General features: G+C 61.1%; 23 protein-coding genes. 16 read left to right on the top strand and 7 right to left on the bottom strand.

From position 1 onward, the window contains the following. Nucleotides 1-104 precede the first annotated feature (104 nt). The 7 genes from hisH (at nucleotide 105) to ilvA (ending at nucleotide 5,054) form a co-directional block, all read left to right on the top strand. Complete coding sequence (gene hisH / locus VMA09_01330; protein HUA32218.1) at nucleotides 105-725, top strand: imidazole glycerol phosphate synthase subunit HisH; 621 nt, start codon at nucleotides 105-107, stop codon at nucleotides 723-725. 4 nt (nucleotides 726-729) lie between these two features. Beyond that, nucleotides 730-1,530: an imidazole glycerol phosphate synthase subunit HisF gene (hisF, locus tag VMA09_01325; GenBank protein ID HUA32217.1), complete on the top strand. Its 801-nt coding sequence runs from the start codon at nucleotides 730-732 to the stop codon at nucleotides 1,528-1,530. After that, entirely contained in the window at nucleotides 1,527-1,940 is a 414-nt protein-coding gene (ribH, locus tag VMA09_01320; protein ID HUA32216.1) for a 6,7-dimethyl-8-ribityllumazine synthase, read from the top strand. Before hisF ends, ribH begins: the two co-directional genes overlap by 4 nt. An 88-nt stretch (nucleotides 1,941-2,028) precedes the next feature. Beyond that, entirely contained in the window at nucleotides 2,029-2,853 is an 825-nt protein-coding gene (locus tag VMA09_01315; GenBank protein HUA32215.1) for a tetratricopeptide repeat protein, read from the top strand. A 127-nt stretch (nucleotides 2,854-2,980) separates the two neighbouring features. Then, nucleotides 2,981-3,322: a hypothetical protein gene (locus tag VMA09_01310; protein ID HUA32214.1), complete on the top strand. Its 342-nt coding sequence runs from the start codon at nucleotides 2,981-2,983 to the stop codon at nucleotides 3,320-3,322. Next, complete coding sequence (locus VMA09_01305) at nucleotides 3,319-3,666, top strand: hypothetical protein (protein HUA32213.1); 348 nt, start codon at nucleotides 3,319-3,321, stop codon at nucleotides 3,664-3,666. Before VMA09_01310 ends, VMA09_01305 begins: the two co-directional genes overlap by 4 nt. A gap of 176 nt (nucleotides 3,667-3,842) precedes the next feature. Continuing rightward, nucleotides 3,843-5,054, top strand: a complete 1,212-nt coding sequence (gene ilvA, locus VMA09_01300) for a threonine ammonia-lyase (GenBank protein ID HUA32212.1) — start codon at nucleotides 3,843-3,845, stop codon at nucleotides 5,052-5,054. Between the two features lie 85 nt (nucleotides 5,055-5,139). Here the strand turns inward: ilvA and VMA09_01295 are convergent, their stop codons facing one another. Next, entirely contained in the window at nucleotides 5,140-5,979 is an 840-nt protein-coding gene (locus VMA09_01295) for a 4Fe-4S dicluster domain-containing protein (GenBank protein HUA32211.1), read from the bottom strand. Nucleotides 5,980-6,181: 202 nt separating this feature from the next. Here VMA09_01295 and VMA09_01290 point away from each other — a divergent pair, with 202 nt between their 5' ends. The 5 genes from VMA09_01290 to VMA09_01270 are packed head-to-tail and all read left to right on the top strand — an operon-like array spanning nucleotide 6,182 to nucleotide 10,914. Next, complete coding sequence (locus tag VMA09_01290; protein HUA32210.1) at nucleotides 6,182-7,369, top strand: acyl-CoA dehydrogenase family protein; 1,188 nt, start codon at nucleotides 6,182-6,184, stop codon at nucleotides 7,367-7,369. Nucleotides 7,370-7,388: 19 nt separating this feature from the next. After that, the gene (locus VMA09_01285) at nucleotides 7,389-8,483 is read left to right on the top strand and encodes an acyl-CoA dehydrogenase family protein (protein HUA32209.1); all 1,095 of its coding nucleotides are present in this window, start codon (nucleotides 7,389-7,391) and stop codon (nucleotides 8,481-8,483) included. A 22-nt stretch (nucleotides 8,484-8,505) separates the two neighbouring features. Beyond that, nucleotides 8,506-9,552, top strand: coding sequence for an LLM class flavin-dependent oxidoreductase (locus VMA09_01280; protein ID HUA32208.1), 1,047 nt, complete (start codon nucleotides 8,506-8,508; stop codon nucleotides 9,550-9,552). 25 nt (nucleotides 9,553-9,577) lie between these two features. Beyond that, a complete protein-coding gene (locus VMA09_01275; protein HUA32207.1) occupies nucleotides 9,578-10,024 on the top strand; it encodes a MaoC family dehydratase N-terminal domain-containing protein in 447 nt (148 codons plus the stop codon). A gap of 32 nt (nucleotides 10,025-10,056) precedes the next feature. Further along, a complete protein-coding gene (locus VMA09_01270) occupies nucleotides 10,057-10,914 on the top strand; it encodes an SDR family oxidoreductase (GenBank protein HUA32206.1) in 858 nt (285 codons plus the stop codon). A gap of 79 nt (nucleotides 10,915-10,993) precedes the next feature. Here the strand turns inward: VMA09_01270 and VMA09_01265 are convergent, their stop codons facing one another. Beyond that, the gene (locus tag VMA09_01265) at nucleotides 10,994-12,754 is read right to left on the bottom strand and encodes a chloride channel protein (GenBank protein HUA32205.1); all 1,761 of its coding nucleotides are present in this window, start codon (nucleotides 12,752-12,754) and stop codon (nucleotides 10,994-10,996) included. A 385-nt stretch (nucleotides 12,755-13,139) separates the two neighbouring features. Here VMA09_01265 and VMA09_01260 point away from each other — a divergent pair, with 385 nt between their 5' ends. Together VMA09_01260 and VMA09_01255 are read left to right on the top strand one after the other, a co-directional pair. Further along, nucleotides 13,140-13,601: a response regulator gene (locus VMA09_01260; GenBank protein HUA32204.1), complete on the top strand. Its 462-nt coding sequence runs from the start codon at nucleotides 13,140-13,142 to the stop codon at nucleotides 13,599-13,601. Between the two features lie 100 nt (nucleotides 13,602-13,701). Then, nucleotides 13,702-14,943, top strand: coding sequence for an aminotransferase class III-fold pyridoxal phosphate-dependent enzyme (locus tag VMA09_01255; protein HUA32203.1), 1,242 nt, complete (start codon nucleotides 13,702-13,704; stop codon nucleotides 14,941-14,943). A gap of 269 nt (nucleotides 14,944-15,212) precedes the next feature. On the opposite strand, the gene VMA09_01250 is transcribed toward VMA09_01255, so the two are convergent. After that, nucleotides 15,213-16,622, bottom strand: coding sequence for an amidase (locus VMA09_01250; GenBank protein HUA32202.1), 1,410 nt, complete (start codon nucleotides 16,620-16,622; stop codon nucleotides 15,213-15,215). 158 nt (nucleotides 16,623-16,780) lie between these two features. On the opposite strand from VMA09_01250, the gene VMA09_01245 reads away from it, so the two are divergent. Beyond that, on the top strand, nucleotides 16,781-17,455 hold the full coding sequence (locus tag VMA09_01245) for a TetR family transcriptional regulator (protein HUA32201.1): 675 nt from the start codon (nucleotides 16,781-16,783) through the stop codon (nucleotides 17,453-17,455). Nucleotides 17,456-17,500: 45 nt separating this feature from the next. Further along, nucleotides 17,501-18,694, top strand: coding sequence for an LLM class flavin-dependent oxidoreductase (locus tag VMA09_01240; protein ID HUA32200.1), 1,194 nt, complete (start codon nucleotides 17,501-17,503; stop codon nucleotides 18,692-18,694). A 69-nt stretch (nucleotides 18,695-18,763) separates the two neighbouring features. On the opposite strand, the gene VMA09_01235 is transcribed toward VMA09_01240, so the two are convergent. The 4 genes from VMA09_01235 to VMA09_01220 all read right to left on the bottom strand — a co-directional run bounded on the left by VMA09_01235 (nucleotide 18,764) and on the right by VMA09_01220 (nucleotide 22,219). Next, nucleotides 18,764-19,135 (bottom strand): hypothetical protein, encoded by a 372-nt coding sequence (locus VMA09_01235; protein ID HUA32199.1) that lies wholly within the window; start codon nucleotides 19,133-19,135, stop codon nucleotides 18,764-18,766. Between the two features lie 31 nt (nucleotides 19,136-19,166). Next, nucleotides 19,167-19,991 (bottom strand): acetolactate decarboxylase, encoded by an 825-nt coding sequence (gene budA / locus VMA09_01230; protein HUA32198.1) that lies wholly within the window; start codon nucleotides 19,989-19,991, stop codon nucleotides 19,167-19,169. A gap of 11 nt (nucleotides 19,992-20,002) precedes the next feature. Further along, entirely contained in the window at nucleotides 20,003-21,478 is a 1,476-nt protein-coding gene (locus tag VMA09_01225; protein ID HUA32197.1) for a hypothetical protein, read from the bottom strand. Nucleotides 21,479-21,676: 198 nt separating this feature from the next. Continuing rightward, nucleotides 21,677-22,219: a hypothetical protein gene (locus tag VMA09_01220; protein ID HUA32196.1), complete on the bottom strand. Its 543-nt coding sequence runs from the start codon at nucleotides 22,217-22,219 to the stop codon at nucleotides 21,677-21,679. Nucleotides 22,220-22,398: the final 179 nt, after the last annotated feature.

Raw genomic sequence — 22,398 nt, 5'->3', positions numbered from 1 at the left:
AAGGTACGAAGGAATACCCTTTGTGCCTTTGTGGTGAATGACTTTCTGCCCGCCCTTCTGTGGCGATTGTGCACCCGGTATGATTTCAAGTCCGGGATTTGCCGATGATCGCAATCGTTGATTACAAGGCTGGCAACCTGACCAGCGTCAAGCGCGCGCTCGAGTATCTCGGCCACGAGTCTGAGATCACCGATCGCGCCGAGCGAATCGTCGCCGCCGAGCGCGTGATACTTCCGGGCGTCGGCGCTGCCGGCGCGACGATGGACAATCTCAACGCGCTCGGACTTGCTGACGTTATCCGCAACGACATCGTTGCCAAGGGCCGGCCCTTCCTCGGCATCTGTATCGGAATCCAGGTGCTGCTGAGTCATAGCGAAGAGGATGATGCGCGGTGCCTCGGGATCGTGCCTGGCCGGGTGACGCGTTATCCGCGCTCGATCGACGGGCGTCCGCTCAAGGTGCCGCAAATCGGATGGAACCGGGTGCGCCAGACCAAGCCGCATCCGGTGTTTGCGGGCGTTCCCGACGATACTCACTTCTATTTCGTCAATTCGTATTATCCGATTCCCGACGATTCCGGCGTCGCGATCGGTGCATGCGAGTATGGTGTGCCTTTCACGGCGGCGATCGCGCGCGACAACGTGATCGCAACGCAGTTCCATCTCGAAAAGAGCGGGACCGCCGGGCTCAAGTTGCTCGACAATTTTTGCCGGCTGAACTTCTAAGCCGATGCTCGCGAAACGAATCATTCCCTGCCTCGACGTCCGCGACGGCAAGGTCACCAAGGGGATCCAGTTTCTCGCGAACGTCGATGTCGGCGATCCGGTCGCGATGGCGCGCTACTACTACGAAGAAGGCGCCGACGAGATCGTTTTCTACGACATCACGGCGTCGAACGAGCGCCGCGGGATCATGCTCGACGTCGTTCGCAATGTCGCGCGCGAGATCTTCATCCCGTTCAGCGTCGGCGGCGGATTGCGCACGCTCGAGGACATGCGCGCCGTCCTGCTGGCGGGCGCGGAGAAGGTTTCGATCGATTCGGGCGCGGTGCGCAATCCGAAGCTCATCAGCGAAGGCGCGCGTGCTTTCGGCAGTCAGTGCGTCGTGCTCTCGATGCAGGTGAAGAAGACGGGAATTCGTCCCGGCATCGCGTCAGGCTACGAAGTGATTATCGACGGCGGCCGCACCGCCACCGGCCGCGACGCGCTCGAATGGTCGCTCGAAGGCGAGCGGCTGGGCGCCGGCGAGCTGTGCATCAACTCGATCGATCGCGACGGCACCAAGGCCGGCTACGATCTCGAAATCACGCGGCGCATCAGCGAGTCGGTCTCGATTCCCGTGATTGCGTCAGGCGGCGCGGGCGAACCGGCGCATCTGCGCGACGCGTTCACGGCGGGGCTGGCCGATGCGGCGATCGTCGCGTCGATCGTCCACTACGGCGAGCATCCGATTCCCGGCCTCAAGTCATATTTGAAGAACAATGGGATTGAGATTCGCGACGCAGTCAATATAGATCTCGGTCTCAGATGAAGATCGCAATCGTCGTCGCCGACTTTAATTCCGAAGTTACTTATCCGATGGAAGCCTGCGCCCGCGAGCATGCGCAAAGCCTCGGCGTCGAGGTCAGCCGCACCATTCACGTGCCCGGCGTCTATGACATGGCGCCGGTCGTGAAAGCATTGCTCAAGCGCGCTGACATCGCGGGTGTCGTGATGATCGGCGCGGTAATCAAGGGCGAGACGAATCACGACGAACTCATCTCGCACGCGATCGCGAAGACCGCGCTCGATCTCTCGGTCGAATTCGAAAAGCCCGTCGGGCTTGCGATCACCGGACCCGGGATGACCGACGAGCAGGCCGAAGCGCGCATCCCCAACGCGCGCAATGGCGTCGAAGCTGTCGTCAAGGTCGCGCGCGCACTCGAAGAAATTCGCCGCTAACTTCTCATCATCAACAATTGTTGAGAAACCGATCAATGCGCGTTGAGAGCATGACAGTGAGTCCCTATACTCGCGTTGGTTGAAGCTGATGACGGCAGGGGCGGGCGGTAGGACCGAAACATTTTCCACGCGCGCAGCCGCGAGAATCCTCGCGGTGTCGCCCGAGCGAATTCGTTACTGGGTAAAACGCAATCTCGTACAACCAGCCGCGCCGCGCGGCCGTAACTACCGCTTCGCCTTCAACGATCTGCTCCTGATGCGCCTGGCCAAGGAGCTGCTCCAGGAACGTCATTATCTCGAAACCATCCAGCGCACCTTCGACCGCGTGCGCGCGCTCGTCGATCCGGGCCGCCCGCTGCATTCGCTCAAGCTCGTCAACGACGAAGGGCGGATCGTCGTGAGCGACGGCGGCGTGATGATCGAGGCTGACAGCGGACAACTGATTCTGGATTTTCGCCGCGTGCGTCAGACCGGCAAGGTCGAAGAACGATTCGGCGCCGCGCGCGTGCGCGAGCGTTTCGAGGAAGCGCGCCGCGTCGCCGAGGAAGATCCGCTGAAGGCGCTCAGTATCTACAGCGAGCTCGTTGGTCGCGAGCCCGGCAACTTCGAGGCGCACATGCGCCTTGCCACGCTGCTCGAACGCGAGAACGATCTCGGCGGCGCCCTGCGGCATCTGCTCGGCGCGGCCGCCATCATGCCCTCCAACGCCGACATTCATCTGAAGCTCGGCGTGCTCTATCGCAAGCGCGAAGAGAATCAGCACGCCCTGCTGAGCTTCCTGCGCTGCCTCGAATGCGATCCGTGCAACGTCGAGGCCCATCGCAACGCCGCCGAGCTCTACGACCTGAGCGGCCGCAAGCGCGAAGCGCAAAAGCATCTCGGCGCGATCCATCGTCTGATCAAGGGCGACTGAGAAAGCAGAATTAACCGCAAAGGCACGAAGTCACCAAGGAACGAATCTTACTTTGTGTCTTTGTGCCTTGGTGGTGAACTCTTTGAATTTGAATCCATTGAACGCGAGACGATAAGCTCGTCTCGCTATGTCTTCACGCGAAAGCCTTAAACAAATCGATGTGCTGCGCCATGAACTCAAGGCGCTGCGCTACATCCTCGACAATTTTCATTCAGGCAAGCTCGACAAGTCGGCGGTGCCGCCGCGCCACGACTTCATCTCAGAGCAGGGCCGTGAGCTCTACGATGCGATCGTAGCCGCGCCGTCGCGCGCCGCGGCCGAGACTGCGATCGGCGAGCTGGAACTCGAAGACGTTGATATCGAATCGTTCCTGCGGCTGTCGGGCGATCACTACTACACCTATCCTGCGCTCGTCCGTGAACGCGCCGCCGCGATTCGCAGCGGCAAGCTCAAGGTCGAAAACGCTTGAGCGCTCTGGGCAAAGAGCTTCACTTCCTGCTCGACGAGGACGGCGCGCTGGTCGCGTTCCAGGAAAAGACTGCATCCTGGATGAGCGTGCTGGCGTTCTCGAGCGAGGATAAGGCGCGTGAGTTTCTTGCGAGCAGCGGCTCGAAGGCGTCTGAGATCGTATCGCTCGCGTCGAACGATGCGGCATCGATCGCGCAACTGATTCGCAGCGTGAAGCAGCGCGCGATCCGCAACCTGCTGCTCGATCTCGACTACCAGAGCGGCAAATGCTGGCGTATCGAATTCGACGGCGACCGCCTCGGCGAGGCCTCGGAGCATCAGTTCGCCGCGAACCACCATCACTGAATTGCGGAGCCAGATCATCCCTCTCTCTGATCAGACCAGGGAGAGGTAGGCGCCGCATCGCGGCGCCGGGTGAGGGTCGCCTGGATCTTTTTACGTTGCGGGCAGCAGAATACCCTCAGCCTAGCCCTCTGCTGGTCGGGGAGAGGCGATAAAAGGAAGAGTGGGGATTGTCGGCGATGATCACCATCGATGACATCGAGCGAGCGCGGGCGAGACTGGCGGGCGTCGTCAAGCCGACGCCGCTGATGCCCAACGCGACGCTCGCTGCGATGCTCTCGGCTGATATTCGGCTCAAAGCGGAGAATCTGCAGAAGACCGGATCGTTCAAGATTCGCGGCGCTTACAACTTTATCTCGGCGCTTACGCCCGCAGACAAGGCGCGTGGTGTGATCGCGGCCTCGGCTGGAAATCATGGACAGGCGCTCGCCTACGCCGCGTCGCTGGCCGGTATCAAGGCGACGATCGTGATGCCGGCGACGGCCTCGATCTCCAAGGTCGATGCGACCCGCAGCTATGGGCAGAAGGTCGTGCTCGAAGGAATCGACTACCAGGCCGCGCGCACTGCGGCGCGGCGGATCTGCGAAGAGAGCGGCGCGATCTTCGTCGATGCTTACGACGATCCGCTCGTGATCGCGGGCCAGGGCACGATCGGCCTCGAGATCGCCGACGAGTTCAAGCCCGAGGTCATGCTCGTCCCGGTCGGCGGCGGCGGATTGATCGCGGGCATCGCGGCGGCTCTGGAAGCCAGAGTCCCGGACGCGGAAGTGATCGGCGTCGAAGCCGCAGGCTCGCCGCAACTGAGCGCGAGCCTCGCCGTTCGTGCGCCGGCCTCGGTCGAACAGCCCGTGGACACGATCGCCGACGGCCTCGCGACGGGTAAAATCGGCGCGAATCCCTTCGAGGTCATCAAGCGCCGCGTCAAGCGCGCAATCACGGTTGATGATTTCGAAATCGGTGAAGCCGTGCTCCTGATGCTCGAGCGGATGAAGCTCCTTACCGAAGGCGCGGGGGCGGCTGCGCTGGCAGGCGCAATCAAAATCAAAGATGAGCTGCGTGGGCGGCGGGTCGCGGTCGTAATCAGCGGCGGCAATATCGATATCAACTTGCTCGATCGAATCATCGGCCACGGCCTGGTGAAAGTTGGACGCTTATTTCGATTCTCGGTCGATCTGCACGATCGTCCCGGCGAGTTGGGCAAGCTGCTCGCCGCGATCAGCGAGACGGGTGCGAACGTTCGCGCGATCGATCACGATCGCACCCGGCGCGACGTTGCGATTGGCGGCGCGCGCGTGATCCTGGAGCTCGAGACGCGCGGCCCCGAGCATATCGAGTCCATCCGTGAGTATCTCGCGCTGAGTGGTTATGCTGTGAAAGTATCCGAGCAGTAAAGAAGCAGAACTTACCACGAAGAACACGAAGGCACTAAGAAATAAACTTTGTGTCTTAGTGCCTTCGTGGTGTGACGGGGTTTCTTTACGTGAACATTGCAGACAGGCCGCGCGGCTTGACCATCTTGCCCGCGGGCTTCATCGACTGCGCGAGTTCTTCCAGCCGGATCTTGAATTCTTCCATTTCGGATTCGTGACGCGCTTCGAGCGTGGCGCGTTCGCGCGCATGACGCTTGATCATCGCCTCGCGCTCGGCGCGACGGCGGCCGTAGAAGCTTTCGAATGCCTCTTTGACCGCGCGATGCATCGTCGACTTCGGCACGTACGATCCCGAGCAGGTCGGGCAGTGGAATACGACGCCGGCCTCGAAATGCCGGAACGGAATTACGAATCCCTCGTTGCAATCCTTGCAGATGACCGGGACTTCCCAGGCGTTGGGATTGAACTCCTCGCTGAATGCGAGCGCGGGTGCGGTAGCGGGAACGGCAGCGGGTGCTGCGGCTGCCGGTCTGGGTGCGGGAGCGGCAGCAGCTGGCGCCGGAGCTGCTGCGGCAGCGGCACCATCCGCGGCAGGAGCGGGCGCAGCAGCGCCGTCTTTGCGAAAGCGTGACGGCGCGTCGTCGGGAAACGCCTGCTCAGGATGAAGCTCGCGCGCGCGGGCGAGCAATACTGACTCGGCTTCGGGAATGTTCGGATCGGGCACGCAGCAATCTACCGGGCATACTGCCGCGCACGCTTCGTGATCGTAAAAGCCGACGCACTCGGTGCACTTCGACGGCACGATGTAGAAAATTTCCTGCGCGATCGCGACGCTCGTTGCGCCGTTGAGCTCCCAGGGAACTCCGCCCGCGTAAATCGCGGTGTTGGGGCACTCGGGCTCGCATGCTCCGCAGTTGATGCATTCGCTCGTGATAATCGTCGCCATATCCGCTCAGCTCCGACAGGTGCCGGATTAGATGTATTACCGGGACCAATGTTTAGAGTTAGCAAGCCTTAATCGGACCGGCAATCGCGCGATGCGATGCGTGCCGCGCCCCGGCTCCGCGGAATTCGCTTTTATGCGCATCGAGGTTATGACTATGCTGGCGCCGAAGCCGCAGTACCTCCTTTAGACTGCAGGAGTTCTCATGGATCTGAATTTCACTTCTGAAGACGAAGCGTTTCGGCTCAAGGTCCGCACCTTCCTCGAAGAAAATATTGCCAAGGCCGGAATCGGCGATACGCGCGAGGGCCGCGAGGACAAGGCCTGGCTCGACCGCGCCAAGGCATGGCAGCGCAAGCTGTACGAGGCCGGCTACATCGCACTCGCGTGGCCGAAGGAATACGGCGGGCAGGCGATGGATCCGGTCCAGCAATCGATCGTCAACGACGAGATGGTCCGCGTCCGCGCGCCATTTCTTATTGGCGGCTCTGGCCTGGGGATGCTCGGGCCGACGCTGATCTCATGGGGCACAGAGGAGCAGAAGCAGCGCTATCTGCCAAAGATTCTCACCGCGGAAGAAATCTGGTGCCAGGGATATTCCGAGCCCGGCTCGGGTTCCGATCTCGCTTCGCTCAAGACCAAGGCCGAGATCGTTGGCGACGAGTTTATCGTCAACGGGCAGAAGGTCTGGACCTCGGGCGCGCAGCACGCCGACATGATGTTCTGTCTCGTGCGCACCGATCCCGAAGCGCCCAAGCATCGCGGGATTTCCTACATCCTTATCGACATGAAGACGCCCGGCGTCACCGTGCGGCCCCTGGTGCAGATGACGGGCGATCGCGGTTTCAACGAAGTTTTCTTCGACAACGTTCACGTGCCGCGCAAGAACCTCGTCGCCAAGCTCAACGAGGGATGGATCGTCGCCAACGCTACGCTCTTTCATGAGCGCAATATGCTGGGCTCTGCCAGCGGCAGCGAGCAACGCTTCAACCGATTGCTGGCGCTGGCAAAAACGATTCAGCGCGGCGGCAAGCCGCTCACCAAGGATCCGGTCTTCCGCCAGCGGCTGGCCGATCTGGAAATCAAAGTCGCGGCGATGCGATTCAACTCGCTGCGCCAGCTTACCGATCAGATTCGCGGCAAGAATCCCGGCATCGAGGCGATGGTCAACAAGCTCGTCGGCACCGAGCTGAATCACGACCTCGCGACCGCGGCGATGGAAGCGATGGGCGATTACTCACTCGTCGCGCGCGAGGACGAGACTGCCATCGACAATGGCTACTGGCCGTATGAATGGATGTTCTCGCTCGGCCTCGTGATCGGCGGTGGCACGTCGCATATTCAGAAAAATATCATTGCGGAACGCGGGCTCAAGATGCCCAAGTCGCGCTGAAGCAGTACCAGGACCAGTCATGGATTTCGGACTCAGCGAAGAACAACAGCAACTTAAAGAGAGCGCGCGCACGCTCCTCACCAAGGAATGCCCGACCACGTTCGTGCGCAAGGTGATGGCGAGCGACGACGGCTATCCGCGCGAGCTCTACGATGAAATCGCGCAGCTCGGATGGAACGGGCTCATCGTGCCGGAGAAGTTCGGCGGTGCGGGCCTCGGCATGCTCGACATGATGATGCTGCTCGAAGAAGGCGGTTACGCGGCGATGCCCGGGCCGTTCTTGTTTTCGTCGGTGCTCGCCGCAAGCGCGCTGGCGCTCGGCGGTTCCGACGAACTCAACAAGAAGTGGTTAACCGCGATCGCCGAGGGCAAGGCAGTCGGCACGGTCGCGTTTGCCGAATCGAGCACCAGCGTCGACCCGCTCGATATCGCCGCGCGAATCAGCACAGGCGGCAGTGTCAGTGGCGTGAAGCATCTGGTGCCTTATGCGAATGCCGCCGATTTCATTGTCGTCGCGGCGAAAAATGATTCAGGTGCGATCGAGCTCGCGGTCGTCGAGAAGAACGCCAAAGGCGTTTCGATCAAATCGATCAAGCATCTCGATCTGACGCGGCGCGTCGCCACGGTCGAATTGAAGGACGCGCCGGCGACTATTCTTGGCGGCGCGGACTTGTATTCGAAAGTGATTCAGATCGGCGCGCTTGCGATCGCGGCCGATTCGCTGGGCGGCATGGAGCGCTCGCTCGAGATGGCGGTTGAGTATTCAAAAGTGCGCGAGCAGTTCGGCAAGCCGATCGGATCCTTCCAGGCGCTCAAACATGCCGCGGCGGAAATCGTGAGTGAGCTCGAGCCTGCCCGCGCGCTGCTCTGGTACGCGGCCTACGCCTACGACGCTGGCCTGCCCGATGCGGCGAAGATGATCGCGATGGCCAAGGCGCGGCTGTGCGATATCTACATGCGCGGCAGCGATCGCGCGGTGCTGATGCACGGCGGGATCGGTTTTACCTGGGAGCACGATATGCATTTGTGGTTCAAGCGCGCGCGCTTCAACGAATCCTACTTCGGCTCGCCCGCGTATCATCGCGAGATTGTCGCCGAGCTCGGCGGCTATTAGTTAGATGCCGTCGCGAGTGCCCATGAAGTTCGATCTGTTCTACCAACTGCCCGAGGCGGATACGCAGACTACTGCACGCCGTTATCGCGAGCTTGTTGACGAAGCGGTTGCCGCCGACATGCTCGGTTTCGACACGATCTGGCTCGCCGAGGTTCACTTCGCGCGGCATTTCTCGGTGATGCCGGCGCCGATGATGTTGCTTGCGGCGATCGCGGAGCGCACTACCCGCCTTCGGCTCGGGCAAGCGGTGAGCCTCGTGCCGCTGCATCATCCGATGCGCCTTGCCGAGGAGTTGGCGATGCTCGACGTGTTGTCGGGCGGGCGCGTCGAGTTTGGCGCGGGACGCGGCGCGTTCAACATGAACTATCGCGGCTATGGCGTCGATATGGACACGAGCCGCGAGCTGTTCGACGAGGGCCTCGAGTTCGTCAAGGCGGCGTGGACGCAGAAGCGCGTGAAGTTCTCTGGCAAGCATTTCACCGCCGACGGTATCGAGGTCATTCCCAAGCCGGTTCAGCAGCCGCATCCGCCGATTCGCCTCGCCGCCAACAGCCCCGACACGTTCGTCTATGCGGGCGAGCGCGGCTACCGGATTTTCGCGGGCGGGCCGGTGAATCCGTTTCCCGTCCTCGGCGATCGCCTGAAGATTTATGATGACGCGCTCAAGAAAGCCGGGCGCGAGCGCCCCGACGATTGGCTCGCGGGACTGTTGCTGGTGTTCGCGGGGCGCGATCGCGCGTCGGTGCGCGCCGTGATCGAGCCCAGCCTGCGCAACTACTTTCATTCGGTGACCGAGGTAATCGAGCCGCAATCGGACCTGCCTGTACATCGCGAGGAATTCGAAAAGCTGCGCGAGCGGCTCCGCGCGATGGATTACGACACTGCGGAATCGATAATGGCGGCCTACGGCGAGCCGGAATATATCGGCGACAAGATCGCCGAGCTGCGCGAGCGCTTTGGCTTCGATCGCCTCGTATGCTGGTTCGAAACGGGCGGAATCGCGGGGCATCAAAACGTGCTCGATTCGATGAAGCTGTTCGCCGAGCGGGTAATGCCGCGTTTTCAATAGTAACTACGCCGGGAAGAACTGAGTAATGGCTGACGACGACATCCTGGGCCGGACCTTCGAGGTGCCCGAGCCCTATATCGTGACGGCGGAGAAGATCGCGAACTTCTGCAAAGCGGTGGGCGAGACCAATCCGCTGTTTGTCAATGAGGCCGTGGCGAAAGCCGGGCCTTACGGATCGATTATCGCGCCGCCGGCGTTTGTTGCCTCGATGCGCCAGGGCGAGAATATCTTCGACAAGCTGCGCGCCGCGGGGCGCGGCGGCCTGATGGGCGGTATCGACATCGAGATCGGCGAACCGATTCGCGCCGGCGACGAAATCCGCGTCTCGTCGAAGGTCAAGGAGATCTACGAGAAGACCGGGCGCACCGGCACGATGACGTTTACGGTCGTGCGCTCTACGCTCAAGAACCAAAAGGGCGAAGTCGTCGCGCATATCGACTATCGCATGATGAATCGCGGACCTCGCAAATAGCAATTTCGTAGAAATCTAGTGGAGAAAATAAAATGGGTAGACTGAGTAATAAAGTTGCGGTGATCACCGGCGCGGCGAGCGGAATCGGGCGCGCAACCGCGATCAGGTTCGCGGGCGAGGGCGCCTCGATCGTGATTGCGGACCTCAATCGCGAAGGCGGCGACGCTGCCGTCCGCGACTGCAAGGAAAATGGCGGCAACGCCGTATTCCAGCTCACCGACGTTGCCAAAGAGGAGAATATCAAGAGCGCAATCGATCGCGCAGTCAAGGAATTTGGCCGTCTCGACGTGATCTACAACAACGCCGGCCTCGGCGGCGCGGTCGGTGCGCTCGAGAAGACGACGGCCGATAACTGGGACAAGAGCTTCGCGATTCTGCTGCGCGCGGTTTTCCTCGGTATCAAGCATGCCGTTCCTGAGATGCGCAAGGTGGGCGGCGGCTCGATCATCTCGACGGCTTCGATCGCGGGACTGCGCGGCGCGCCTGGACTCCATGCGTACTGCGCCGCGAAGGCCGGAGTGATCAGCCTGACGCGTTCGGCCGCGATCGAGCTCGCCAAGGAGAAGATTCGCGTCAATTGTATCTGCCCGGGACTGATCGCGACTCCGCTCACCTACAACCGATTGCCGGGCGGTGAGCAGACTGCGACGCAGCTATTCTCCGCCTTTCAGCCGTGGCCGCGCACCGGACGCCCGGAGGATATCGCCGCGATGGCACTGTTCCTCGCCAGCGACGACTCGGAATTCGTCACCGGTCAGGCGATGGTGGTAGACGGCGCCGCGACCTCGGGCATGAGCGCCGGCAATCTCCCGCAGCCGCAATCGGGCGCGCAATCGATGCTCGGCGACGAATGGTCGGGGCCGTCTTTCGAGATGAAGAAACCGCAGTAAGTCAGTTACTTCCGGATAGCAAACGGCGCACGCGAAGTAATTCACGTGCGCCGCACTATTTCTGAAGACCGGGTAGTATCTAGTCGCGCCCCCCAAGCTGGCTGCCGCTTGGAACGCCTCGATTTTCGAGGCTGCGCAGGATGTCGGTCTTCGTCACGATGCCGGCGAGCGTGCCGTCATCGTCAACCACGAGCAGCATCTGCGCCGAGCCCTCGCGCACCAGCAGGCGCAGCGCTTCATTGAGATCGCAATCGCGCATTACGCGCGTTGGATGCAAGTCGGCGACCTCGCGGACGTGGGTCTCGCTCCATTTCTCGGTCGCGATCCGGCTGACGTCGGCCATCGAGACCACCCCGCACGCACGCGCGCCGTCGTAAACTGGAAAGATCGAATGACGATGATGTGCTGCCACGCTTGCGACAAAGTCGGTCAGAGTTGCATCGGCCTGAGCCGACACGACGCGGGTCTGCATCACATCGGTGACTCGTGCCGTGCCGAGATCGGCAAGTTTCACAGCTTCGTGCAGATGCTGATCGCCCGATACTGAGGCCTCGCCTGAAACCGCATACGCGACAGCGGCGCCGATAAGGCTCGGGATGATGAATGAGTGAACGCCGGTGACTTCCGCGACGAACACGACTGCGGTGAGAGGCGTTTTGTAACCCGCCGCGATCATCGCGGCCATCCCGACTGCCGCGTAGAGATCGTACGTCGAGGTGTGGACGACGCCCTGCGCGAAAGCACTGCCGAGCGAGCCGCCGACCAGTACGAGCGGAACGAACACCGCGCTCACTCCGCCAGAGCCCAGCGAGAAGATCGACGCGGCCATCTTGAAAACGACGAATGTCAACAGCACGACGATCGGCAGCGGATGGCTCAGGACATAGCGCACGGCCTCGTAGTTGGGGCCGATCGGAATGATGTTGCCGGGAAAGATCGAGATGAATGCGAGGCCGCATAGCGCCGTGCCGAGGCCGCCGATGGTCAGCTTCAATGTGTGCGGGATGCGTGCGTGAACGAATGCGACGCGCACGCGGCGGAACGTAATGTCGAAGATGAGCGCGACCACGCCGATGCCGACGCCAAGGACCGCGGACCATAGCACGTCCATCGTTGCGAACTGCGCCGTGCCGACGAAACCGAAGAGCGGCGCCGTGCCGACGATCGAGGCGAGCGTACCGTAAGCGACCACCGAGGCGATGAGCGCCGGCAGCAGCGCCTCGTGCGCGAGGTCGTCCTTGTACGGCATCTCCATCGCGAAGACGATACCCGTGAGCGGCGCGCGGAAAACGGCTGCCATACCGGCGCCCGCGCCTGCGATCAGCATGATTCGCCGATCGCGCGATTCGAGGCCGAAGCGCCGCAGCTTCGTCCATAGCCACGATCCGATCGCACCGCCGCCGTAGATACTCGGGCCTTCGAGTGCTGCGCTGCCGCCTGAGCCGACGGTGGTGACGGCGGCGAGCAGCTTCCACCAGAACGAGCCCATTGCGATGTCGCCCTGGTGATCGTGATAGGAGCGGATGATCTCTTCGCTCGAATGCTCATTGGGGTCGGGCGTCAGGAACTGCATGATGAGCCCGGTCAGTGTGAACCCGCCGACGAGTCCGACGACAATCGCCCAATGATGCGCAAGATAGTAAGGCAGAACCGCCGCCCAAATCGTATCGAGAGTGAGCAGCGCGATACCCGTGATCAGCAGGCCCGTAACCACGCCGATAATCGGCGCAATCAGAAGCCACTTCTGGATATCGCGCGAATAAGTAGCCGCCAGGTCCTCATGCACGAGGGCCGTGTATTTTCGTAGCAGTGGATGGTTGAAGAGGCGTGATTCGTTCACGTTCGCAAGGATTCCCACCCGGGACGCCTGCCTTTCTATCTACTCCTTCAGCAGATGTGCTAATAAACCGTTCTTTGTCGCTTTCTGACACATATCAGACGTTCGAGTGATACTGGAGGCAACATCGCTGGTACGGTCGCCCCTGAATCGCAGCGATAACAGCAAACTCAGTCACTGATACAGCAGGTTCTGACATTAAACAAACAATTTGCGAGAATTCTCTCGCCTGAACATCCGGTATGTTATAAGGCTCGACGCAATCTCGCGTAAACTCTGCCAGCATGCAGTGTATGTCGGGAGGGCGCCGCAGCAGGCTAAGTGGCACGGCTATTGAATATATCAAGGATTTGGAGCCGCGCGATAATTTGAGGATGGGAGGATCACCATGAGCGACGATACATCGGGGAAAATGCTGAACTCTGATGTGCGCATCTTTTTGGTCGAGGACAATCCCGACCACGTCTTTATTGCGCTCACCGTGATCAGGCAGGTACTCGGCGAAGCTATCGATATCATTCATGCTGAGGATGCCCGCGAAGCCATGGATACGCTGGCGCGGTTCACCGAGTTTGATCGTCCCGACCTGATTCTCGTCGATTTGCGTCTGCCCGATAACGGCGGCTTTGCCGTGCTGCAGGCCGTGAAGAGCAATCCTGAACTCGAGACTGTACCAGTCTTCGTGATCACAAGCTCGCTCTATGATCGCGATATCGCCAAGAGCTATGAGCTTGGCGCGTCTGCCGTGCTCTGCAAGCCGCTGTCGCGCGCGCGCTTGCGCGACGAGCTGGTGCGTATTGGTGCCTTGCCGCCCTCGGCCCGCAGCGAAGACACGCCTTTCGGCAACTAGCCAACGCGTCGCGCGACGCGCACTTGACCGTCGCTCATCCAAGTAGGATTCTCGCGATCTATCGTTGACCGTTGACGAATTCTCATCTCCAGGAGCGAGCGTGAAGCCCTACACATTCGAAAAGAGCGAGGCGCTCTTCGAGCGCGCCAAGAAAGTCGTCCCCGGCGGTATCTACGGCCATCAATCGCCGCTGCTGCTGACCAAGGGCGCGTATCCATCGTTTTTTGCGCGCGGCGAAGGCTCGCACGTATGGGACGTCGATGGCAACGAGTACATCGACTACCTCTGCTCGTACGGCCCCATCATCGTCGGCCATCGCCATCCCAAGGTCGAGGAAGCCGCGAAGAAGCAGATGGATCTTGGAAACTGCTTCAACGCTCCAACACCGATGTGGGTCGAGCTCGCCGAGCATCTCGTATCGATCACACCCTTCGCCGATTGGAGCGTGTTTGCGAAGAACGGCTCCGACGTCTGCACCTATGCGACCGTCGTTGCGCGGCATGCGACCGGGCGCCCGAAAATCGCGATGTGCCAGGGCGCGTACCACGGCGCTCACGCATGGTGTACGCCAGTTGCGAGCGGCGTCACCACAGAGGATCGCGCGAATATCGTTTACTTCCGCTTTAATGATCTCGAAAGCCTCAATCGCGCCGTTGCGGAGAATCATGGTCAGCTCGCGGGCGTGATCATCTCCCCGTTTCGCCACGACGCCGGTCACGACTCAGAACTGCCGGTCGAAGGCTTCCTCGCCGGGGTGCGTAAAATCTGCGACGCCAAGGGCATTGTGATGATCCTCGACGATGTGCGCGCCGGCTTTCGCCTCCACATGGGCGGCTCGGGTGAGCTCTTTGGCGTGCGTCCCGATCTCTCGACCTACTGCAAGGCTATCGCCAACGGCTATCCGCTCGCGGCCTGCCTCGGGCGCGACAGCCTGCGCAAGGCGGCGCAGGAAGTGTTCTTCACGGGATCATATTTCACCAGCGCCGTGCCGATGGCGGCGAGCCTCGCAACTCTGCGCGAGCTCCAGGCGAGCGGCGGTATCGAGCGGATGCGCACCCTCGGCGAAAAGCTGCGCGCCGGGATGCTCTCGCAGGCACGCAGCCACGGAATCGAAGTGACCTATTCAGGCCCGCCCGCGCTGCCCTACATGACGTTCAAGGCCGACGGCGATCGCTTCGATCGCAACAAGCTCTTCTGCGGCGAATGCTCCCACAACGGAATCTATTTCGCCCCCCGCCACAACTGGTTCCTCTCGGCAGCGCATACCGATCAAGACATCGACCGCACGCTGGAAGTGACCGACAAAGCCTTCACCGTTGTAAAGAAACAGTTTGGCGACTGATCGCGATCACAATAGGAAAGCGCTACGCGCGCTAACTGATACCGGCAGCTTCGGTGCCACCAAAGAGTCCTCGACTCCGGTCGGGAGGATAGCCTGTTTCGTTTTTGACTGAAGGAAATAATAGTGGGGCGCGCGTCCTTGCCCGCCGTTGATTGCGCGGAATTGCTTTTCGGCGCCACCTTTTATCAGCATCGAAGGCACACAACGCGTCATCTCAATGGCGGGCAGAGACGCTTACCCCGGTAAATTTCAGAGTTTTGCTTTGCCTTTCAAATCGCGGGCCACTTGTCGTTCCAGGGACGCGCCTGCTCGTATGCATACGACGCCTGCAGTACGAGATCTTCGCGGTAACGCTCGGCTACGATCTGTAAACCGCATGGCAAGCCCGAGTCGGTGAAGCCCGCGCGCACCGATGCTGCCGGATGGCCGCTCAGGTTGAACGGATACGTGAACACGACCGCGTCGAGGCCGTCTTTCAGCGGTACTCCGTTGATCTCGCTCGGCATCGGACCCTTTGCGGGAAATGCTTCCGTCGGCAGAACAGGCGTGAGCAGCAGATCGAAGCGCTCGAACACGCTGCGGCACCATTCGTTAAACTCAAACCGCCGCCGATATGCCGCGCCGTAATGCTTCCATGTGATGCGCTCAGCGGCTTCGGTGCCCGCGATCCACGCGCGGCCGAAATCGTCGTGATGCTTCGCCATCATCTCGTGCAGCGCCGCATAGCTCTGCGTGCCGCCGAGGCGCATCCAGGCCCCGCCGGTCTCAGGAACGGGATCGTCAATTGTCGCCACGTCGTGACCCGCGTCTTTGAAGACCGCGACCGCTTTTTCGATCTCGCGCATCACGTCGCGCTGCACGATCTTTCCGAAGTCAGGATGAAACGCGATGTGCAGCTTTTTCGGCAGGCGCTCGAGAATCGCCTGGTATGAGATTCCCGGATGCGGCACGGAGTCGGGATCGATGGGATGATAACCGACGACCTGGTCGAGAAAGAGCGCCGAGTCGCGGACCGTCCGCGTGAGCCCGCCGACGACGGCCGTGTCGTTCCAGTTGAGCATGCCGAGGAGCGGCTCGCCGGGGATTCGGCCCTTGGTGGTTTTGAGGCCGTAGCATCCGGTGTAACAGGCCGGGATACGAATCGAGCCGCCGCCGTCGGAGCCCGTCGCCAATGGTAGGATTCCGCCGGCGATCGCCGCCGAGCTTCCGCCCGATGATCCGCCGGGCGTGCGTTCGAGATTCCATGGGTTGCGCGTCGGGCCGAAGAGCAGGTTCTTCGTGAAGGCGGTGTAGCCGAACTCGGGTGCGTTGGTTTTTCCGATCACGATCGCGCCGGCTGCCTTGAGCCGCGCGACCTCAACTGAATCGTGCTCGGGAAAATGATTGCGAAACGGCTTGGAGCCGAACGTGGTCGGCAATCCCGCCGCGTCCTCGAGATCCTTCACGCCGAGCGGCAATCCCGCGAGCGGTCCGACTTCCTCCTTGCGCGCGATCTTCTCATCCATCGCGCGCGCCTCGGCCATCGCCTCGTCGAGCCTGAGCGCGCACATCGCGTTGACTTTTGGATTAACCGTTTCGATGCGCCCGATCGTCGCAGTCATCAACTCGCTGGGCTTGAGCTCCCGTCTGCGGATCATCGCGGCAAGCTCGTACGCTGGCTTCCAATGCAGTTCGGACATCGCAACACCTCCGGCCTGATGGCGGATACTTACTACGGCAGGGCCAACCGGTGAAAGTTCAAAACAATGCTGGGTGGCTTGCGCGCCGCGGGCTGAGCCCAGGATATTTGACTCCCTAACGAGTGTTAGATACCGTTTTGTCGAGCGGAGACTTGAAGATGGTGCGTAAGGAAGGCGCGGCGCGGGCAGGCGCGAAGGTTGTCGATCTGAGGAAGCCTGCCGACACGCGCGACCGCGTGTTGCAGGTCGCGCAGACGCTCTTCGCCGAGCGCGGCTATCGCGGCACCAGCCTGCGCGATATCGCCAAGCGCATCGGGATCAAGGCGCCCTCGCTGCTGCATCATTTTCCCTCCAAGCAGCAGCTCTACGTCGCCGTGCTCGATCGCATGTTTGAGAGTATCGAGGATTCCGCCAACGCGATCGCGTGGGCGCGCGAGGATCGCCAGGCGCAGATGCGTCAGGCGATCACCGATGCGATCGATTTCATGGTCGCGCGGCCCGACTTCGTGCGTCTGCTCTGGATGGAAATGGCGGACGAGAGTGGAGTCGGCCGCCAGGTGCTGAAACGCCGCCTGCCGCCGCTGTTTTCAACGGCGGTCAATTTCATTTTTCGAGGCCAGCGTGAAGGTCAGTTCCGATCCGAGGTCGAGCCGAATCACTTCATGTGGAGCCTGCAATCCATCACGATTGGATTTTTCAACACGGCGGCAATGCTCAAGCGGTTGTGGGGCGTCAACCTGCTTGAGCCGGAAACAATCGAGCGTCGTAAACACGAAGTCATCGACATGGTCTCGCGCACACTGTTCGTGGACCGGCCGTCGATCGCGGAGTAGTCGCGCACTGACCAGAATCGCTCATCGCTATTCAAAGGAGTTAGCATGAAGTTCGGCACTTTCTATGAGCATCAGCTTCCACGGCCCTGGGTTGAAGGCGGCGAGCAGAAACTCTTTCAGGATGCGCTCGACCAGGTCGAGCTCGCGGATCGGCTCGGCATCGACCACATGTGGGAAGTCGAGCATCACTTCCTCGAAGAGTATGCGCATTCGTCGGCGCCCGAGATTTTCCTCGCCGCGTGCAGCCAGCGCACGAAGCAGATTCGCCTCGGCCACGGTATCGTGCTGCTGCCGGCCGGCTACAATCATCCGGCGCGAGTTGCGGAACGCATTGCGACTCTCGACCTCGTTAGCAACGGTCGCGTCGAGTTCGGCACCGGAGAATCGTCGGCCGAGCTCGAGCTCGGTGGCTTTCGCATCCCGCGCGCCGACAAGCGCGATATGTGGCTGGAATCGCTTGGCGCCATCGCCAGGATGTTCGTCGAAGATCCGTTTCTCGGCCACAAGGGCAAGTACTTCGAGATGCCAGTGCGGAACGTAGTGCCGAAGCCCGTACAGAAGCCGCATCCGCCGCTGTGGGTCGCGTGCTCGCGGCGTGAGACGATCCATCTCGCGGCTAAGCTCGGAATCGGCGCGCTGACCTTTGCGTTCGTCTCGCCCGAGGAGGCGCGGCAGTGGGTCAACGATTACTACACGACACTCGAGAACGAGTGCGAGCCGATCGGCTACGCGATCAATCCGAATATCGCGATCGTGACTGGCTTCATGGCCGATGAAAATGCCGAAAAGGCGCGCCTTGCCGGCGAGGAGGGATTGAGATTCTTCTCCTACGCGCTCGCGCATCATTATGTGTTCGGCAAGCACGAGCCCGGCAAAACCGACATCTGGAAGAACTACAAGGCGAGCCCGATGAGCGTGCCGGGGATGGACGGATCCAACTCGTGCGTCGGCACACCCGATCACATTCGCAATCGGCTGCGCGAATACGAAGAAGCAGGCGTCGACCAGGTCGTCTTCATCTCGCAGGCGGGCAACAACAAGCACGAAGACATCTGCGCGTCGCTCGATTTGTTCGCGAACAAGGTGATGCCGGAGTTCAAGGAGCGCGAAGAAAAACGCGCCGCGCAGAAAGCCGCAAAGCTGGCCCCCATCCTCGAAAAAGCAATGAAGCGCAAACCCGCACCGTCGATCCCAAAGAGCGAAGGTCCGACAATCGTTCAGGCCGGCATGCTTCCGTAGTTCGAAACTCGATCTTTGCAGAGAAAGGCCGCTTCTCACGAGGAGCGGCCTTTTTCTTTTAGCGCATCGTTATTCGGAGCGGCGTGGAATGATTTCCGCGTGATCGATTCGCCCTAACGACATCGCGGCTACGGCCATCAGAAGCGTCACTACCAGCGCGGCTGTCATACTTGCCGCGGCGCCGATGTGCGCGATCGTTTGGCCCATGATCCAGGGAACCGAGACTCCGCCGCGCGCGGCGCCTGCCGCCACGATCGAGGTCATCCTGCCGGTCTCGTCTGGAAAACGCGCGGCGCCGATCGCGATCATGTTCGGAAATATCGGGCCGAAACCGAATCCGATTAGGAAAACCCCGCACGCCGCGGCGAGGGTGAGGAGTCCTGTGCCGAACAGCACCATCGATGCGATCAGGTTGGACAATCGCGCAAAACGAATCGTCAAACGATGCTCTTGATTCAATTCGCAAATAACTTTACGCGCGTTCGGCCTTGTTCAGCGCCCGCGTCGGATCCTTCGTGAGGTCGGCCTTGAGGAATTCGGCGCTCTCGGGAATCGCCATGCGGAAATCGTCGAGATGCTCGATCTGGGCCTTGAAGTCGCTGCCCTTGATATCGAGGAGGTGGCCGCCGCCGGAACGATCGTCGCTCAGAAAATGGAGATGCCATCCTGCGATGTTGACGGTCTTGGCGTATGCTGGCGTCCAGAATCCGACGAGTGTGCCGATGGCGTCCGCGAAGTGGAACTCCGCCTGACTCGCGGCCGCATCGACGAGGCCCGCTCCCGCCTTCTTGCAAACCGCGCGCGTGTGGACGTGGCTCGCGCGCCCGTCGATACGGACGGCGAAAAACAGATTGTCGGACTGGCGCAACGCATCGAGCTGCTTCAGCAGATCGTCGATCGAACTCACGCTTTGCAACTCGACCGTTCGCTCGGGATGAAAATCCGTCACGACCGCAAATGGCGCGAGATCGGAATCAGCGGCCTCTCGTATCGCGCCGACTCCGGGAACGCTCCAGAAGCGGCCGTCGAGCACAACCATCTCGCCGTCGAGGTCGGCGAAGGTCCCGAGGCCAAGATCGCCGTGGCGCTTGAGCTCGCCCACGGTGACCACGCCTTGCGAGATACCCTCGACGAGCGCGCCCGAAGTCGAGACCTGGAACAGCGTGGCGTGCGGGACTTCGAGATGATCGGCGAGCGCGCGCATCACGATGTGTTCGAACGGCTCGCCCGTCGCCCGCGCGCGCTCCTCGAGCGCATCCATCAGCGTCTGTGAGATTTCACATTTCAGACTCGGCATCAGGGCTGCGTTTAATCGACCACCGCGATATTTACCGGTGGACGCAACTCGGCGCAGACGGCGAGTGCGGGATGAATGTCGTTCTTCAGAAAATTTTCGAGTAGCTTCTCGTCGGCGGATGCTCCGCGCTTTAGCGCAGGAAATGTCACCTGGCGCAGCGCATACTCGAAGCGTGGCGCCCATTTGCGCGTGCCGAGGCGCGCCGTCGTCGAGCAGTTGTCGACCATGAACGAGATGCCGCGATAGTGCATGTAGGGATTGAGCGAATCGACCGCCTCGATGATCGATTCGTTGGCGATCTCTGAATATGGGTGCCCCTTTTCCTTCAGCACATCGACCTGCGCCATCATTGCGGCGACGTAGATTCCCGCGGTGATGGGATCGAGCGGGATCTGGTAGTGGCTGCGATTTGCGCGCACGCCGACTCCAACCTGCCACATCTCGCCGCCATCGATTTTGCTCATCGGGAAGCGCTTGAGGCGCTGACTCGCAGTCACTACGCTGCGAATCTCGTTGCCCGACGACACTTCATCGTAGATCTCATAGAGAATGTCGAACGACGGCTGATAGGCCGACGAATATGCGCGCTTGAAGACCTCTTGATCGGCGGCGCTCAGCGATTCGTAGACTGCGAGGATGCCGCGCTCGGAAATCGTCGATGAGATCGGGCCGGTGATCGATTCCGCCGAATTGACGAACGCCTGCTCCTTTGAGAGGCCCTCGCCGCGGAACCATTGGTAGAGCCCTTCGACGATTCCGTGCACGGCGCCGAGCAGGATCCCGCGTTCGCCGAAAATGTCCGAGCGGTATTCGGACTCGAGCGTCGTCTGGAACGTGCAGGGCGAGCCGATCGCCGTCGCCCATCCGAGCGCGTAGTCGGTCGCGCGCCCGTTGACATCCTGTTCGATGGCGAAGCTCGCGTTGATTCCGGCGCCGTCGATCTCGCGCCCCTGCTCATAGAGCCGGCGCACCGAAGGGCCCATGCCCTTGGGGCATACGGCGATGACGTTGATGTTCTTGGGGAACGAATCGCCGACGTTCTTGAGGTGGCCGAGCAGGAATCCATGTGACAGGCCGAGCGTTGCGCCGGGACGGATCGTCTTGAAGATTTTCGGATATTCCTCGGCCTGCGCGCCGTCGGCGATCAAAAGAAGGACGAGATCGGATTCCGCGATGACCTGGTACATCTCGCCGAGCGTGCCGTCGGCGCGGCTGAATCCGACCGCCTCGGCCGCCGCGATTGACGGTGAGTTAGCGCGGAGACCCACTTTGACGCGGATCCCGGTTCCCGCCAGCGAGTCGCGCAGATTGCGCGCCTGCGCGGGTCCCTGCGACGACCAACCGATAACGCCGATCTGCTTGATGCCATCGAACGCTTGCGGGAGCAGTCCGAACAGCCGCCGCTTGCCGCGCACGATGAATTCATCGCGGCTCGCGAGAACGATCTTTTCTTTGGTGAAAGTACTGGTCGTGAATTGCAGGTTCATGGTATTCGCGCGCCCCGTCGCTCGGCCATTATGATTGAACTCCCATGGATATCGCAGCGAATGAACGCAGACAAACATCCCTTCCCGGTGCGGGAAGCTCACGCACAGGCAGACGACCTAACCCCTAGCCGCTTGCCGCATCGGGAAGGGGAACCAGAAGCCTCCGTCCGCTGGTACGCAGTTGAAACTGCTTTGGGTCTAATCGGAGGCGGTTGGATTTGGTGCGCTGTTTACTACACGGATCCACTTGGTCGGATAGCCGCGGCATTCGCCGGGATGCACGAGCTGCTCTTTGAGCGTGTTGGTATCGACGACCATGATCGTTGCATCGATCCAGCGCACGTTTGTATAACCGGAATCAGCGCATGCCTGCTTGCCGACTACGAGCGTCGCGACGTTGCGATCTGGCTTGCCGCGAAACACTACAGAGCCGGCTGGAATATTTGGCGTGTGATCCACCAGCGTCGCGATGTAGTTGGTGCCCCGAATGAGCTGATCGTTCGAGACCACGACTTGGAGCGGCCGGCCCGGATACACCGCCGACCAGGTGCCGAGCAGGGTCTTATTGGGATTCGGTGGCGGCGTCGGCGCGACCGGAACGTAAACAACTTGCGGCGGGTTAGGCTTATCCGGCGCCCATGGCCCAGTAGTGCATCCCGTGAGGCTGCCGAGAAAAATCAACGCACCCAGTTCGAGCGCAAGCATTGCCCGGCGAGGCGCGGCTTCATGGCGAAGGCTCATCTGTTTCCTCCCTCCGAGCCTGTCGCGATAGCCAACTCTGTCGCGCAACCGCGAGTCATCGGAGCCAGCAGAGCATATTTGGCGCTCTAGCTACGATCAATTCGCAAGATCAAACCGATCATTGTGCGTGGATTCGACTTCTGATGCGGCGTAGGTTGCGATTACGTTTTAGGTTGAGG

The organism is Candidatus Binataceae bacterium (genome assembly GCA_035508495.1).
Taxonomy (GTDB): domain Bacteria; phylum Desulfobacterota; class Binatia; order Binatales; family Binataceae; genus JASHPB01.
This window is presented reverse-complemented; position numbering and strand designations above follow the sequence as displayed.